This is a genomic window from Pararhizobium sp. IMCC3301, assembly GCF_030758315.1.
Lineage (GTDB): Bacteria > Pseudomonadota > Alphaproteobacteria > Rhizobiales.
This window is the reverse complement of record NZ_CP132336.1, coordinates 3,991,405-4,005,793: the sequence shown is the minus strand read 5'-3', so window position 1 is coordinate 4,005,793 and position 14,389 is coordinate 3,991,405. Positions and strand designations below refer to the sequence as shown.

The window sequence follows — 14,389 nt, the reverse complement described above, 5'->3', positions numbered from 1 at the left end:
GCGGCACAGTTGGCTGCAGACCGGGTCCGGCCTCATTTTGCGACCACCCGTCAAGTCCTGCATCGGAGTAAGATCGCGGCTCGCCAGCCGGCGGTGAGCGAGTTGCGTCATGGTCGTGCTGAACGCCCCCAAACGGGCCATCCGATATGGACGGCAGGCCCTGTTGAGACTGTTCTGTGAACGGAACATTCGATTGCGGGCGAACCGGTTGGATGCTGGGGGAACCCGTGTTGTCCGGGCCGCCCGTTGCGGGCGCAGCCCCGCCATGCCGGAATGACGATGCATCGTCCGAGCGTAGACCACCTTCGCGGTCCCGTGGCAAAGGCGTTTTGCTGTCTCTCGGGTTGTCTGTCGGCACCAAATAATCCGCTCTTGCAGATGATGGCAAATCATTGACTGATCAGCATCTTTTCATCTGGCATAGATTACACCGGATAAAGAATAAGGCAAATCTGTGCCAAGTTGAAATTTTGCTCAATCTGCAGGAAGCCGTTTAATCAGCCAAAACTGCGCTTTTGGAGACCGGAACAATGGTCCGCGGATTGAAGCCACCTGTCCGCAATAGAGCCCGTAATTCTGCAGCGAGTGGCTCTGCGGCAAGTGATTCCCCGGGCGGCAAGTGATTCCCCGGGCGGCAAGTGATTCCCCGGAGAGTGATTCCCTGGCGGGCGGCTTCCCGGCTTCGCTGCAAGCATCAGGGTAATTGCAGAGGAATTTTAAGCGACAGCTCTCGACAGCGCGCACTGTGACCACAGATCGGACAGGGCGCGGACCAGTTGATCCATGTCGTCATCTGTGTGCAACGGTGTGGGCGTAAAGCGCAGTCGTTCGGTACCCTCCGGCACCGTTGGATAATTGATCGGCTGGACGTAAATGCCGTAATTGTCCAGCAGCAGATCGCTGATCCATTTGCATTTCGCCGCATTGCCGACAACTACCGGCACAATATGGCTGGGATTGGACATGTGCGGAATGCCCTTGGCATCTAGCTTGGCCCGCAATGTGGCAACGCGTTCCTTGTGCTGAATGCGCTCGGCCTGGCTGTTTTTCAGATATTTGATGCTGGCAACGGCACCGGCCGCCAAAGCAGGCGGAATGGCGGTGGTAAAGATAAAGCCGGAGGCAAAACTGCGGACGAAATCGCACAGTTCGGTTGAGCCGGTAATATATCCGCCCATTACACCATAGGCTTTGCCAAGTGTGCCTTCGATCACTGTCAACCGATCCATCAGACCTTCGCGTTCGGCGATGCCGCCGCCGCGCGGTCCGTAAAGACCGACTGCGTGAACTTCATCGAGATAGGTCATGGCACCGAATTCATCAGCGACATCGCACAATTCCTTGATTGGTGCGATATCGCCATCCATCGAATAGACCGACTCAAACGCCACAAGTTTCGGCGCTGCAGGGTCATCTGCTGCCAGTTTTCGCCGTAAATCATCAGGAGAGTTGTGTTTGAAAACCCGTTTTTCAGCCCGGCTGTGGCGAATGCCTTCAATCATGGAGGCATGGTTGAGGGCGTCAGAATAGATAATGCAGCCAGGAAGTTTCGAACCAAGCGTGCTCAGCGCCGCCCAATTCGAGACATAGCCGGACGTGAATATCAGCGCATCTTCCTTGCGATGCAAATCGGCCAGTTCGCGTTCCAGCAAAACATGATGGTGATTGGTGCCGGAAATGTTCCGCGTTCCGCCGGCTCCGGCTCCGGATTTTGCGATCACATCGCTCATCGCTGCAATCACCGCAGGATTCTGCCCCATGCCGAGATAATCATTGGAACACCAGACCGTAACTTCGTCGGTGCCACCATCGCGGTGGCGCGTGGCTTTTGGAAATCCGCCGCTGTGACGTTCCAGTTCGGCAAAAACGCGGTAATTACCATCTTCACGCAACTTGTCGAGTTGTTGTCTGAACAGCGCGTTATAGTCCATGGAGATCTCCACTTTTTACTCGTTCCAATCTAGCAGCCACACCGTCAAATTCAACCGGAATGAAGTTTTCCGTCGGTTTTGAAGCTTCAACCTTTTGTGTGCATGGGCGCTTCTGCCTGTCATGTGGACCGTGTCATATCCTGGATTCGAAGCGTTTGACTCAGATCAAACGGGCCCACTTTTTGTGCTGCTGGCGTTGTTTTATCAATTCTTTCAAACACTTGAAAACGCCCGACCGGAAAAATCCAATCGGGCTGATTCACAACGAATTCAGCAATCCAAGTCTCAGATCCGTCTAGTGACCGAATGCGTGGACATTCTGATTCTGCACGCCCAAACCGTCAATTCCCAGTTCCAACTGGTCGCCATCAACCAGATAACGAGGCGGTTTCATGCCCATGCCAACCCCTTCGGGGGTGCCTGTGGCGATGACATCACCCGGCATCAGGCGCATAAACTGGCTCATATAGCTGACAATGGTGGCCACCGAGAAAATCATATCCGACGTGTTGGAATTCTGCACGGTCTTGCCGTTCAGCTTCAGCCAGAGCGGCAGCACCTGAGGATCGGGGATCTCGTCCGTCGTCACCAGCCATGGTCCGATCGGGCCGAAAGTGGGTGCGGATTTGCCCTTGATCCACTGGCCGCCACGTTCAATCTGGAAACTGCGTTCAGACATGTCATTGATCAGACAATAACCTGCGACGCAGTTGAGCGCGTCTGCTTCGCTGACATGCTCGGTCACAGCACCGATAACCACTCCAAGTTCAACTTCCCAATCCGATTTTACGCTGCCTTTGGGAATAATGATTTCATCGTTCGGTCCTTGAATGCAAGACGTTGCCTTGGAAAACAGAATCGGCTCCGCCGGTGGTTCCATGCCGCTTTCCTTGGCGTGATTTACATAATTCAGACCGACACAGTAAAAATTCGGAACGCCACTGATGCAGGCGCCATACCGTGGCTGGCCGTCCACCAACGGGAGATTGCCCGGGTCGAGCGCGCGCAGAGCGCTCAGGCGATCCTTTGTCAGCGTAGAGGGTTCAATGTCATTCAGGTGGCCTGACAGATCGCGCAATGCGCCGTCCTGATCAATCATGCCTGGTTTTTCAGCGCCCAGCGCCCCGTATCTGACGAGTTTCATGTGCCGCTCCTTTACTGTGTCTGTTGAGGTAAACCGGTCGGGTTGGGCCGGTTGGGTTGGAAAGGTGTGGACGTTCCTATGGCACAGGCGGCGACCCGTGCCAATATGGCGCTGCGGTTATTGCACCACAAAGGTGGTGCCCGATGGGCAGCGCTATACGCCGCTCGCTGGATTTAAGGCGACCATAGTTTTAAGTTTGCGACAATTCCGGCATGATCTGAACCAAGCAAGGGGCGCACTTCCAGTGAACCTCCCTTTGGTCCCATAGCAAAGTCAATGGGCAGCGGTAAATTACGAAATTTCAACGTGGGTCTGACAGGCCCGGCGATTTTGGTATTTGTTATCGAGGCTATTCTTCTGACTCGTCCTGTCCAGGGCATGATATTGAAATCACCACCAATCACCACCATGCCCTCCAGCCCTGCGAGCACTCGTTCAGCTTCTGTTTCGTTATTGATGCTGTCATATGGCCACGGCCATGGGATATGTGCTGATACCAACCATACCCTTCTGCCTTCGAGCCGAATAGGCGCAACAGCAACAGCGCGCCAGTTTGAGCATTCAGGCTCACCATCAAAAGGGTATCGCGACGCCAGAGCGATCCCGCTCCACCCCGAAAATCGGCAAAGATGCTGGAAAGGAAAACTCTTTTGAAGCAGCTCAAGCACTACTTTATTTCGGTCAGAAACTTCTTGAAGCATAACGACCTCAACCTGCGCTGCCTCTATATCCGCGACCAAGGCCGGGAGTTGCGAGTTCGCATACCATAGGTTTTTTGAATATAACCGCAGATCTCCACCAGGGTTTTGCGGCAAGAAGAAGCTTGCGACTGTAAGACAGGCAGCAATTGCCGTGGTTGCAAAGAATAGCCTGAGCCAGACCTGTTTAGCCGCAAATATGCCGATAATGCAGACTAATCCAAACACCGGCAGTCCCATCGAAATGGTGTCAATGCTCCGGTGTATTGGGCCGCTGAATCCGACGACGACGAAGAGGCCGGACACAAAAGCCAATCCGACAAACAAACTGCGCATGACGTGAAACCAGTCCTCAAATCTGTAATTGCAGATGGTCTACGAAGACTTCTTTCGCGGCAACCCTGGATGAAAGGATTTACGCTCACACAAATTGGAAAGAAGGGCAATTTTGGGCTCGAACCCGACGTCCAAGCCGGGCTGGTTGCTTGCTTGAACGGGTCTACGACGCTCAATTCCATGCTGCGCCGGACCCACCCTTATTTCTTGCGCTGCGGTCCTTTGCGCTCGGCGGAGGCTGCCCACAGATTGATGTCAGCATCCTTGGCGTGGCTGTCGATCCGGGCCAGCTCTTCATCGCTGAATTCAGGATTATCGAGCGCGGCAACGCAATCCACCACCTGCTGGGGACGGCTGGCACCTATGAGCGCGGTGCTGACTCGGCCACCGCGCAGAACCCAGGCTATCGCCATCTGTGCCAGTGTCTGGCCACGGCTTTGTGCGATCTCGTTCAGTGCACGGATGTTGGCCAGAGTCTTCTCATTGAGAAAATCCGGGTTGAGAGATTTATCCTGAGCCGCCCGGCTGTCATCTGGAACACCGCCCAGATATTTGTCGGTCAGCATGCCCTGCGCCAGCGGAGAAAACACAATGGAGCCAACCCCGAGATCGTCCAGCGTATTCAGCAATCCATCCTCCTCAACCCAGCGATTGAGCATGGAATAGCTCGGCTGATGAATCAGGCAAGGTGTGCCAAGATCATTGAGGATTTTGGCCGCTTCCCGTGTGCGCTGGGAATTATAGGAGGAAATTCCGGCATAAAGCGCCCGGCCGGAGCGCACAATATGATCCAGCGCGCCCATGGTTTCTTCCAACGGCGTTTTTGGGTCGAAACGATGGGAATAAAAAATATCGACATAATCGAGGCCCATACGTTTCAGGCTCTGGTCACAACTGGCAATGAGATATTTGCGGCTGCCCCATTCGCCATAGGGTCCGGGCCACATCAGATATCCAGCCTTGGAAGAAATGATCAGCTCATCGCGCAGACCGTGAAAATCATCTTTCAGAATCTCACCAAATGCAGTTTCAGCCGATCCGGGAGGCGGTCCGTAATTATTGGCCAGATCAAAATGGGTGATACCGCTGTCGAGCGCCTGACGGCAGATAGCCTGTTTGGTGGTGTGCGGCGTGTCATCGCCAAAATTGTGCCACAGCCCCAGTGACAGCGCCGAAATTTTCAAACCGCTGTTGCCGACACGGTTGTAGCGCATTTTATCGTAACGGTTTTCGTTGGGATGCCAATTCATAATTATCTGTCCTGTTTCAAAAGTGGGAGGCCTATTTCAAAAGTGGGTGTCCTGTTTCAAAAGTGTGTGGGCTTCGTCAACGCCCAGAGCAGCAGGTCTGCTGCAGGTGGTGGTCATGGCGACAAATTCGCCGGTTTCGCCGGATTTGAGAATCGAGGTCATCACATCCACTGCATGCAGCGCCCGCTCCAGCGAACAGCGATGATCCCTTCCCTGCATAATGGCAACGGCCATGTCAGCCAGTCCGGCTGTCCGGTAATTGGCACAGGCTTCGCCATCCTGCTGCTGATTATTCTTGCCGAAAGGATGGTCCCAAGCCGGCAGCGGCTCAACCTTTGAAAAATTGTTTCCGCCGGCCATCACCGTGCCGCCGAAGAAATTCGGATCGGGCACATAGAGCGAGCCCCCGGTGCCATATAATTCCATATCAAAATGCCGGTGTGCCCAGACATCCCAGCTGGACAGCATGGTAATTGTCGCGCCCTCCTCGAATTCCAGCAGCGCATGGACATTGGTCGGCGTGTCAACCGGAACCGTTTCCCCGGCTCGCGGCTGGCTGGAAATCGTCCGGGTTTTTGAGGCCATGGAGGTCAGCGCGGCGACGCGTTTCACCGGTCCGATCAGATTGATCAGATTGGCAAGATAATAAGGTCCCAGATCCAGCACCGGGCCGGCACCGGGCTGGAAAAAGAAGTCCGGATTGGGATGCCAGTGTTCCATACCGCGGCTGAGAACAATCGCGGTGCCCGAGGTAATCGTTCCTGCCGCGCCACTGTCGATAAAGGCTCGAGCCTGCTGGTGTGCACCGCCCAGAAACGTATCCGGGGCCGAGCCGACCTTCAGGCCTTTCTGTGCCGCGATATCCTGCAGCATTCTGCCTTCCGCGAGGCTGAGCACCACCGGCTTTTCCGAATAGGCATGTTTGCCCGCTTCCAGAATTTGCCTGGTGATACGGTAGTGGGCATCCGGGATCGTCAGATTGACAATCAGATCAATATCATCGGCCTGCAGCAGCGCATCAATCGTGTCCGCGCGCAGGCCATATTCAGCTGCCCTGGCTTCTGCCGCCGTCCTATTGATATCCGCACAGGCCCGAATTTCGATACTCCTGAAAAGCGGCGCCAGCGAAAAATAGGTTGTGGAAATGTTTCCACAGCCGATGACTCCAACTCCCAATACGCTCATTTTCGGACCCTTCAGAAACTCTTGGCAGCACTCAGCGAGCGCTCGGCAAATCGCTTGTCGTCGCTGGGATTATCATGTTCCATGATGAAATGGGTGACTGATTTTCCGCGCAAGGCTTTCATAATGGCGGGCCAGTCCATAGTGCCGTCACCGACATCCGCCCAGCCATCCTCGTCGGTATTTTGCCCCTCAGCCGCAATGTCTTTGACATGGACCGCCGCAATCCGGTTTCCATGCTTTTCAATCCATTCCAACGGGTCGCTTCCACCGCGCACAATCCAGGCAATATCTGCTTCCCATGCCAGCGTTGGCGCGGCTTCAAGAATGAGATCCATCGGAATCTCCCCGGTGGAGACGGGGCAGAATTCAAAATCATGATTATGCCAGCCGAAGCCAAGGCCCGCAGCGCGCAAGGGTGCACCGGCTGCATCCAGCCTTTTGCCGAACTCGCGCCAGCCAACCGTAGATGACGGGCGCTCCTCGGGCAGCAAAAACGGCACAAAGACAGTTTCAATGCCGACGGATCTGGCAATTTTCAGCACCCGGTCTGACTGATTTTCCACCATATCGATGTCCATATGAGCAGTTGGCATTTTCAGACCGCTGTCACCCAGACTGGCAACCAGATTGTCAACGGCAGAACGATCCGCAAATAACCCGCCATAGCCCTCCACTGCGGTATAACCCAGACGTGCCAGCATGGTCAAAGTGTCGCTCAAAGCCGGGACATTGCGGGAGCTGTACAACTGATATGAAAATCCGGTCATGTCGCCTTCTCCATGGATTGCCGTCACCAGCTTCTAAATCAGGGTCTTCAGGTGCTCGAACTATCTGGTTGCGCTAACGCTTGCCATCCGGAATGCAGCAAACAGCAATGCTGCGCCAGCGGACTTGTTAACCGCGCCGATCACCCAGCGCTTTAATCCGCCACGCGTGAGGAAATCACCCAGAAAGGCGTAGCACGTGTAAGATATCAGATCGATGACCAGTGTAGTAGCGCCCATAATAAGAATTTGCAGGAGTATCGGGGCATTCGCATCGATGAACTGAGGCAGGATCGCCGAGAAATACAGCAGGGCCTTGGGATTTGCGAACTCGATGATGAAGCCCTGGCTAAACAGCCTCCGGGTACTCGACGGGCTTTGGTTGCGTCTGATTTGAATGGCACCGCCTGGACTGAAAAACGCGTTGAGGCCCAACCAGATCAGATACCCAACGCCGACCCACTTGATGATCATGAAAGCTGTGCCGGAAGCGATGATGAGTGAGGCAATACCAGTGGCCGATAACACAAAATAGACAACGTTGGCTGCAGCAATTCCAACGGCTCCGGCCAGGGCTTTTCGCCCTCCGTTTGCGGCTCCTTGTGAAGCAACGGCAATGGCTGCTGCGCCGGGTGAAAAGACGACGACGGCCGTGGTTACCAGAAAAATTGCAAAAATTTCTAACGTCATCACAAAGTCTCCATTTCTCCAGATTGAGCGATCGCACCCAGGCGACCGCATCAAGCGGCGTAGCGATGTAGACCGAAACCGAATATATCCGAATGACGTTCTGTATATATTAGGTTAAGCTGAATAAAATTCTGCTCAAGACTTTATTGCTGAATGATTGAAGAAACAGAGGATATTCAGATGAGCCATGCAATTGACCGCCCCCTGGACCCTTTTGACCGAACAATATTAGGCGAGTTGGCGCGCGATGCCCGTCAGAGTTACGCCGACATTGGTCAATCCGTAGGGCTTTCAGCTCCAGCAGTGCACGAACGGGTCAAGAAGCTGAAAGCATCCGGTACCATCACAGGTACATCGATTGCCATTGATGGCGCGGCGATTGGCAAGCCCTTTCTGGCCTTTGTGCATGTTGACGCAAATGGTTGGGGCAAGAGCGAACGGATGATGAAACTACGCGCTTTTCCAGAAGTGGAGGAACTGCATTCGGTGACAGGCGATACCTGCGTGATCATGAAAATCAGAACGGAAAATGCCGATGCGATGGAAAAGTTCCTCGCCCAGCTTTATGCCCTGCCCGGCGTGCGTGGAACAAAGAGCTATGTCGTTCTGACGACTTATCTCGATCGCCCCGTTCAGGCAGAAATCACAAAAGATTGGCCGGACATACCTCTGCCGCTTGAATAGACGCGACGTTTCTCCGGCGTCATTCGGCACCATTGAAATTGATGGGGCCTGAGCCTGAACGGCGCGCCTGACTAGTTCGACGCTGGTGCCGCGCCTTCGAACAGCGCGGCGGCTTGTTTGATCTCACGCTGCATATGCTCGCGAAACAGTGTCACGCGTTTGGTGTTGCGCAGATCACGGTGATACAACAGCCATAGCCCAAGTTCATGTTGCTTTTCAGGTTCGCGAAACCGCGCCAGCTCGGGGTCGCTGTCACCCAGAAAGCAGGGCAGAAAACCGACACCCAGCCCTTGTTTCAACGCCCCAAGTGTCAGCGAGGTTTCGTCGACGTAGAATTCGTGTTCAGCTTGCGGCCAGGCCTGCTTGGTCCAGGCTCTGTGATATTCGCAGCAATCAACTCCAATCCATTTTTCCGCCGCCCGACCCGATTTGACCGCCGCACAGTAATCGCGCGCGCCATAGACGGCCGAAGCAACGGTTGTCAGGCGCGTACCGATTAAGGTTTCCAGCGGTTCGTTGGTCTGCCGGATTGCCACATCGGCCTCGCGCTCTGACAGGCGCACGGAATCATTGGTGACCTGAACGCTCAGTTCGATCCTTGGGTATGCGGCACTGAACCGCGCAAAATACGGCATCAGCACAGTCGATGCCATGTTGGCAATTGCTGTGACCCGCAACTCCCCCGCGACGTCTTCGGCTTGACCGCCAGCCGGATCGAGAACAACAGCTCGTTCTCGATCCGGCTGGCGGATTGTTTCAATTCTTCTCCGGCCTCGGTCAGGACATAGCCGGATGCCTTGCGTTCAACCAAAGGCGTCGCCAGTTTTTGCTCTAACGCGCGAATACGGCGCGAAACGGTGGAATGCTGCACGCCCAACCGCTTGGCCGCACTGCTGATTGAACCCTCACGGGCTACGGTCAGAAATATGCGCGCATCATCCCATTGCATCCGGTTTCCCCCGCCATGTGCATTTTTGCAAAACGGCTGTCGATTTTTCTCCAATTCCCAAAAACGTGATCCGGTGCGACCATTTTGGCAAGTAAAAAAGGCCTGAACTCTGCACACTGGCAAACGAAATCCAGCTTCAGCGCGAACAATCCTCGCGCATTGCTTGTGCAGACATACAAGCATCTGCGACGCCTTGAAGGGGAACAGGACTTCATAAAGGGAGAATAAGATGTCTGTCGAACACATCCAGAATTCAGTTAAAGATGTTATCGCCTACTTGAATGAAAACCCGCAAGACGCGCTGAGCAACGACCCTCCGATCACTGCGGTTATGGAAGATGGCCTGCGCTGCCGGGCCACCGACGAGGACGGCAACACGATCGTAACCGACATGCCCCAAGCCATCGGAGGCGGCGGTTCGGCGCCGTCACCGGGCTGGCTGTCACGCGCAGCTCTGGCAACCTGTGACGCCACCAGAATAGCGTTGCATGCTGCACAGTCAGGGGTAACGCTGGACACGCTTGAAGTCACAACCGACAGCGTTTCTGACGACCGGGGCTTGCTCGGCCTGGACAAATCGGTTCGTGCCGGCCCTCTGAGCTTGCGAACCCGCGTTACTATTGGTGCTGCGGGAGTGGACCAAAAAATTCTGCGTGAGATTGTTGATTTCGCGGTGGCGCATTCCCCGGTCGCTGACGGCTGTCGCCGTGAAACGCCTTCAAAGGTAGAAGTCAGGATTGCCTGACCGCTCCCTATCAAAGAGCAATATTTTGGTGCCGCTCGCCATGTTCGTCTCTTCAAGTGCGGCACCATCTTTGCCTCGATCAAACTGTTGATAATCCGCGTGGCTGTCGGCGCAGGTAACAGACCCGGACACCTCGGTTAGAAAACCGCGATAGCTGAAACTCAACTCAAATTCAGGAGATATCGAGAATGACAAACTCTCTCTACTCCCGCCTTGGCGGCTATGATGCAATTGCAATGTTCGCAACCAAACTGATCGACCAGGCACAACAGGATGACATTCTTGGACGCTTTTGGGAAAATCGCAGTTCCGACCGCAACGCCCGTGATCTGCAAATTCTGATCGACTATCTGGTCAATCAAACCGGTGGGCAGATGTATTATACCGGGCGCGACATGGCGCTTGCGCACCACGGAATGGGGATAACGCAAACCGACTGGACGCGATTTATCGAGATCGTCGTCAGTGTTGCGGGCGAGCTTGGCGTTGGCGAAACCGAAGGCGGCGAGGTGATGGGCTTCCTCGATGGCCTCAAAGCGGATATCGTGACAGCATAGCCCAACTGGTTGTCAGGAAACTTCGGCAGGTTCCTTTCAAAGAGCCTGCAACCCGGCACACCATCTTTCAGCGGAAACCAAAAAATCGAGGAGGCCATGAACAACAAGTCCCAAACAAGGGATGGTGGCTGCACATGTGGCTATATGCGTTATCAGGTAATTTCAGAACCTTTGATCGTACATTGCTGCCACTGCCGCGGCTGTCAGAAAAACTCCGGTTCGTCCTTTGCACTGAACGCCCTTTTTGAGGCTGATCGGGTGGAGCTGATTTCGGGTGAAGTTGAGGAAATTACGGTTCCCACACCCAGTGGCACTGGCCAGATCATTACCCGATGCTGCAAATGCAAAGTCGCGCTTTGGAGCAACTACAATATGGGCGGTTTACGTGAACGTATCCGGTTCATTCGCGTTGGCACGCTTGATGACCCGGACCAATTACCGCCAGATGTGCATATATACACCTGCTCAAAACAGCCGTGGGTCATTCTGCCAGGGGAAGAGCGCAGGGTTGAAAGGTTTTATATTTTCAAAGAGACCTGGTCGCCCGAGAGCATGGATCGCCTGGCAAAGATCGAAGAAGCCGCTGGCTTTACGATTTCCTGAAGGGAAGCCGAGGATATGGCGTATCTGCGGCGAAAGCTGCGGGTGCGAGATAGCAGTATCTCTATCGCTGCCGCTTCAGACCCGCAGCGCCAGTAAAATCACCCCGCCTGCAACAACAGAGGCGGCCAGCAGGCGCAGTTTCCAGGGGCGCTCCTTGAACCAGATCACGCCAATCAGCGCAGCAATGATAACGCTGGATTCGCGAATGGCCGACACGGTGCCAAGGCTGGTCAGGCTTTTTGCATAAATCGCCAGTCCATAGGCAACGGCCGAGACGAGGCCGCCGACGAAACCGATAAGAATGGTTCGCCAGCGCACCGCACTCAGCACCCGGCGGCGGTAGAGAATAAACCAGGCACCGGGAATGCATTCCAGCAGAAACAGCCAGCCAATATAACCCAGCGGGCTTTGCGAGGCCCGCACTCCCAGACCATCGACAACCGAATAGGAGGCGATGGCAAATCCTGTCAGAACTGCGGCCACGACAGCCTGAGGATTGGCGTGCGCGTGTCTGCGGCCGAAAAACAGAATGCTGATTCCGAAGGACACCAGCAATATCCCGACCCATCCGCCCTATGGCTTCATCACCGGTTCGACCAACGCAGTGGTGGCGATCGTAGAGGCCATCGCGTTTTTGAAACATTTTACAAAGGAAGTCATCGTCCTCCGCTAAGATGTGACAGAGGCCGGGCGTGTTCTGGTCAGTGCCCTTTTGGCTTCGGTTGAGAACAACAGCGCGCCGCAACACGGTGTCGAGACATCCAAGCTGGATTGCTAGGGTCAGGACTTGGTCCGCGTCTCTCGTCCGCCCCAAAGGGCGGCGCAATCCTTGATCATAGCGACTCTGGCCTCCTGCGCTCGTTCGCCCCTGCCACGGATGCGCAAGCCTTCAATCATCCGTTCGTCTGACAGGTCGCCAGAGTGTTGGGAAGGGAAAGCCGAGAACGCAATGCATATGTCTCAAGTTGCGACCTGTTGACCGAGCTCAGGCATTTCCTTCGCTGGTAGCGCGAGAGGGACAAGCCATCAGCAAATCATTGCCAAACCGATCCGGTGAAAGATAACGCTCGACAGCGAAAGACTGAAGCGCCCTGCCCCAATATCGCTGATTGCGAATTATCGTGACCTTGGAAATTGCGGCGGTGTCGGTGGAACGAAGGGAAACCGTTTCTGCGATTTGGTCGCGGTCGTATTGGGGTCGATTGCGCCCCTGACGAAGGCGCGTGAGGCGTCAAATGGCGGTGCATAGTCCCATGTGGGAAACTGACCTGCTTTCATCGCTTTCTGCAGATCGAGCCGCTTTTCCTGCGAGGTCCGAACCGCACTGTCCAATCTCTCTGCGTCCCAGCGCAATCGCATCACCACCCGCATGGCGGCCTCGTCGCTGTCGCCGGTGCCGGCAATATTGCGCCGCTCCCCGGGATCATCGTCCAGATCGAACATCATCGGCGGATCAGTGCGACATTCGACCAGCTTCTTCGATCCCTGCACGAGTGTCAGTGCAGGGGCGTAGACGCCTTCTCCGGTGAACTCGATAAACACGTGGTCGTTTGTGCTTCCAGCGCATGGCAATGCGAAAAGACTTCGGCCATCGCGCGGCGCGGCAAAATCTGCAAAACTGCCTTCGCTGGCGATGTCCGTAAATGTCGGGAGCAGATCGACCAGCGAGACCAGCGCCGTTTCGCTGTGCCCAGCCCGAAACCCAGGGCCGCGAACGATGAGTGGCACACGCACCGAGGGCTCGAATGGCAGAAATTTGAACCACGTCCCCCGTTCGCCCAGCATCTCGCCGTGATCCGACGTGATGATGACGACCGTGTCGGCAAGTGCGCCTGTGGATTCAAGGACATCGATCAGGCCGCCGACAAGACTGTCGAAGTAGGTAACCATCGCGAAATAGGCGCGACGCGCCCGTGTCAACCGCTCTGGTGTGATCTCGAACTCGTCCTCGCGGATTGTCTTCGCGTAACGTTGCGACCACGGATCGCGCGCGTCGACAGGAATATGCTCCACCTCGGGATCCGGAATGTCCACGCCTTCGTAGAGGTTCCAGAATTCCTTCGTGATGACGAAAGGGTTGTGCGGATGGGTGAATGAGACATGGGTCAGGAAAGGCCGCGCGTCAGGGCGACGGGCATGGTCGAAAAGCTCTTGCCGCGCCGAATTGAAGACCTGTTCGTCATAGTCGAGTTGCAGGCTGCGCACGCAGGTGCCTGCCTCGACCACGCCTTGCAGGCTCATTCGTGACGGGGAATAGGGTTCCCGGGTTTGCCGCCAGTCCGCCGTCCAGCCAAAATCCGAGGGATAGATATCCGTCGTCAGCCGCCGCTCGAACCCGTGCAGTTGATCGGGGCCGACGAAATGCATCTTGCCGATCAGCGTCGTGTCGTAACCAAGACGACGCAGGTAGTGTGCATAGGTCGGCTCGTGGCAGCCGAACGGAGCGCCATTGTCGAAAGCGCCAATCTGCGAGGGCAGACGCCCTGTCATCATCGACGCGCGTGAGGGGCCGCAGACCGGATAGTTGCAGTAGGCCCGTGAAAAGACGGTTCCTTCCTCTGACAACCGGTCGATGTTGGGTGTTTTGGCCAGAGGTCGGCCATAGGCCGAAAGGCAGAGCGCGGTCAGTTGATCGGCCTGAATGACAAGAATGTTGGGCTGGCGCGTCATGGTAGATGGTCTCCTTGCTGATAGCTCAATTGTAGATCGTCTTGAAGTATCCGACTGCCAATCTCAGCCAGAATCCGCGATCTTGCCCCCCCGGCTTCGATCACCAGAGCACACGCACCGCCCTCGCCGAACCGTGCGGCCAGAAGCGAACGGGCGGAGCCCGATCCGACGCCGATGTAGTCG

At 55.4% G+C, this 14,389-nt stretch carries 17 protein-coding genes; 5 read left to right on the top strand and 12 right to left on the bottom strand.

Features of this window, described 5'->3' with window-relative positions; all coding sequences use genetic code 11:
* Positions 1 to 716: 716 nt before the first annotated feature.
* From hemA to RAL88_RS19150, 7 genes are all read right to left on the bottom strand, one after another.
* Positions 717 to 1,931 (bottom strand): 5-aminolevulinate synthase, encoded by a 1,215-nt coding sequence (gene hemA, locus RAL88_RS19180; RefSeq protein ID WP_306265643.1) that lies wholly within the window; start codon positions 1,929 to 1,931, stop codon positions 717 to 719.
* 295 nt (positions 1,932 to 2,226) lie between these two features.
* Positions 2,227 to 3,075 carry a fumarylacetoacetate hydrolase family protein gene (locus RAL88_RS19175; RefSeq protein WP_306265642.1) on the bottom strand — a complete coding sequence of 283 codons (849 nt, stop codon included), beginning with the start codon at positions 3,073 to 3,075 and terminating at the stop codon, positions 2,227 to 2,229.
* 173 nt (positions 3,076 to 3,248) lie between these two features.
* A complete protein-coding gene (locus RAL88_RS19170; protein WP_306265640.1) occupies positions 3,249 to 4,109 on the bottom strand; it encodes an endonuclease/exonuclease/phosphatase family protein in 861 nt (286 codons plus the stop codon).
* A gap of 200 nt (positions 4,110 to 4,309) precedes the next feature.
* Positions 4,310 to 5,359 carry an L-glyceraldehyde 3-phosphate reductase gene (gene mgrA, locus RAL88_RS19165; protein WP_306265639.1) on the bottom strand — a complete coding sequence of 350 codons (1,050 nt, stop codon included), beginning with the start codon at positions 5,357 to 5,359 and terminating at the stop codon, positions 4,310 to 4,312.
* 36 nt (positions 5,360 to 5,395) lie between these two features.
* Positions 5,396 to 6,544: a Gfo/Idh/MocA family protein gene (locus RAL88_RS19160; RefSeq protein ID WP_306265638.1), complete on the bottom strand. Its 1,149-nt coding sequence runs from the start codon at positions 6,542 to 6,544 to the stop codon at positions 5,396 to 5,398.
* An 11-nt stretch (positions 6,545 to 6,555) separates the two neighbouring features.
* The gene (locus RAL88_RS19155; RefSeq protein ID WP_306265636.1) at positions 6,556 to 7,311 is read right to left on the bottom strand and encodes a sugar phosphate isomerase/epimerase; all 756 of its coding nucleotides are present in this window, start codon (positions 7,309 to 7,311) and stop codon (positions 6,556 to 6,558) included.
* Positions 7,312 to 7,371: 60 nt separating this feature from the next.
* Positions 7,372 to 7,998, bottom strand: a complete 627-nt coding sequence (locus RAL88_RS19150) for a LysE family translocator (protein WP_306265634.1) — start codon at positions 7,996 to 7,998, stop codon at positions 7,372 to 7,374.
* A 180-nt stretch (positions 7,999 to 8,178) separates the two neighbouring features.
* On the opposite strand from RAL88_RS19150, the gene RAL88_RS19145 reads away from it, so the two are divergent.
* The gene (locus tag RAL88_RS19145) at positions 8,179 to 8,682 is read left to right on the top strand and encodes an Lrp/AsnC family transcriptional regulator (RefSeq protein ID WP_306265633.1); all 504 of its coding nucleotides are present in this window, start codon (positions 8,179 to 8,181) and stop codon (positions 8,680 to 8,682) included.
* Positions 8,683 to 8,753: 71 nt separating this feature from the next.
* On the opposite strand, the gene RAL88_RS19140 is transcribed toward RAL88_RS19145, so the two are convergent.
* Both RAL88_RS19140 and RAL88_RS19135 read right to left on the bottom strand, forming a co-directional pair.
* On the bottom strand, positions 8,754 to 9,335 hold the full coding sequence (locus RAL88_RS19140) for a substrate-binding domain-containing protein (protein WP_306265631.1): 582 nt from the start codon (positions 9,333 to 9,335) through the stop codon (positions 8,754 to 8,756).
* Entirely contained in the window at positions 9,317 to 9,877 is a 561-nt protein-coding gene (locus tag RAL88_RS19135; protein ID WP_306265630.1) for a LysR family transcriptional regulator, read from the bottom strand. Before RAL88_RS19135 ends, RAL88_RS19140 begins: the two co-directional genes overlap by 19 nt.
* Here RAL88_RS19135 and RAL88_RS19130 point away from each other — a divergent pair.
* The gene (locus tag RAL88_RS19130) at positions 9,861 to 10,376 is read left to right on the top strand and encodes an OsmC family protein (protein ID WP_306265629.1); all 516 of its coding nucleotides are present in this window, start codon (positions 9,861 to 9,863) and stop codon (positions 10,374 to 10,376) included. The genes RAL88_RS19135 and RAL88_RS19130 overlap by 17 nt on opposite strands.
* Here the strand turns inward: RAL88_RS19130 and RAL88_RS19125 are convergent.
* Entirely contained in the window at positions 10,350 to 10,571 is a 222-nt protein-coding gene (locus RAL88_RS19125; RefSeq protein ID WP_306265627.1) for a hypothetical protein, read from the bottom strand. The genes RAL88_RS19130 and RAL88_RS19125 overlap by 27 nt on opposite strands.
* On the opposite strand from RAL88_RS19125, the gene RAL88_RS19120 reads away from it, so the two are divergent.
* The gene (locus tag RAL88_RS19120) at positions 10,565 to 10,933 is read left to right on the top strand and encodes a group 1 truncated hemoglobin (protein WP_306265626.1); all 369 of its coding nucleotides are present in this window, start codon (positions 10,565 to 10,567) and stop codon (positions 10,931 to 10,933) included. The genes RAL88_RS19125 and RAL88_RS19120 overlap by 7 nt on opposite strands.
* Positions 10,934 to 11,029: 96 nt before the next feature.
* Complete coding sequence (locus RAL88_RS19115; protein ID WP_306265624.1) at positions 11,030 to 11,536, top strand: GFA family protein; 507 nt, start codon at positions 11,030 to 11,032, stop codon at positions 11,534 to 11,536.
* A 75-nt stretch (positions 11,537 to 11,611) separates the two neighbouring features.
* On the opposite strand, the gene RAL88_RS19110 is transcribed toward RAL88_RS19115, so the two are convergent.
* On the bottom strand, positions 11,612 to 12,085 hold the full coding sequence (locus tag RAL88_RS19110; RefSeq protein WP_306265623.1) for an EamA family transporter: 474 nt from the start codon (positions 12,083 to 12,085) through the stop codon (positions 11,612 to 11,614).
* Between RAL88_RS19110 and RAL88_RS19105 the strand changes: the two genes are divergently transcribed.
* Entirely contained in the window at positions 12,066 to 12,209 is a 144-nt protein-coding gene (locus RAL88_RS19105) for a hypothetical protein (protein ID WP_306265622.1), read from the top strand. The two genes, RAL88_RS19110 and RAL88_RS19105, sit on opposite strands and share 20 nt — an antisense overlap.
* A gap of 443 nt (positions 12,210 to 12,652) precedes the next feature.
* On the opposite strand, the gene betC is transcribed toward RAL88_RS19105, so the two are convergent.
* Positions 12,653 to 14,206 (bottom strand): choline-sulfatase, encoded by a 1,554-nt coding sequence (gene betC / locus RAL88_RS19100; RefSeq protein ID WP_306265621.1) that lies wholly within the window; start codon positions 14,204 to 14,206, stop codon positions 12,653 to 12,655.
* Positions 14,207 to 14,389: the final 183 nt, after the last annotated feature.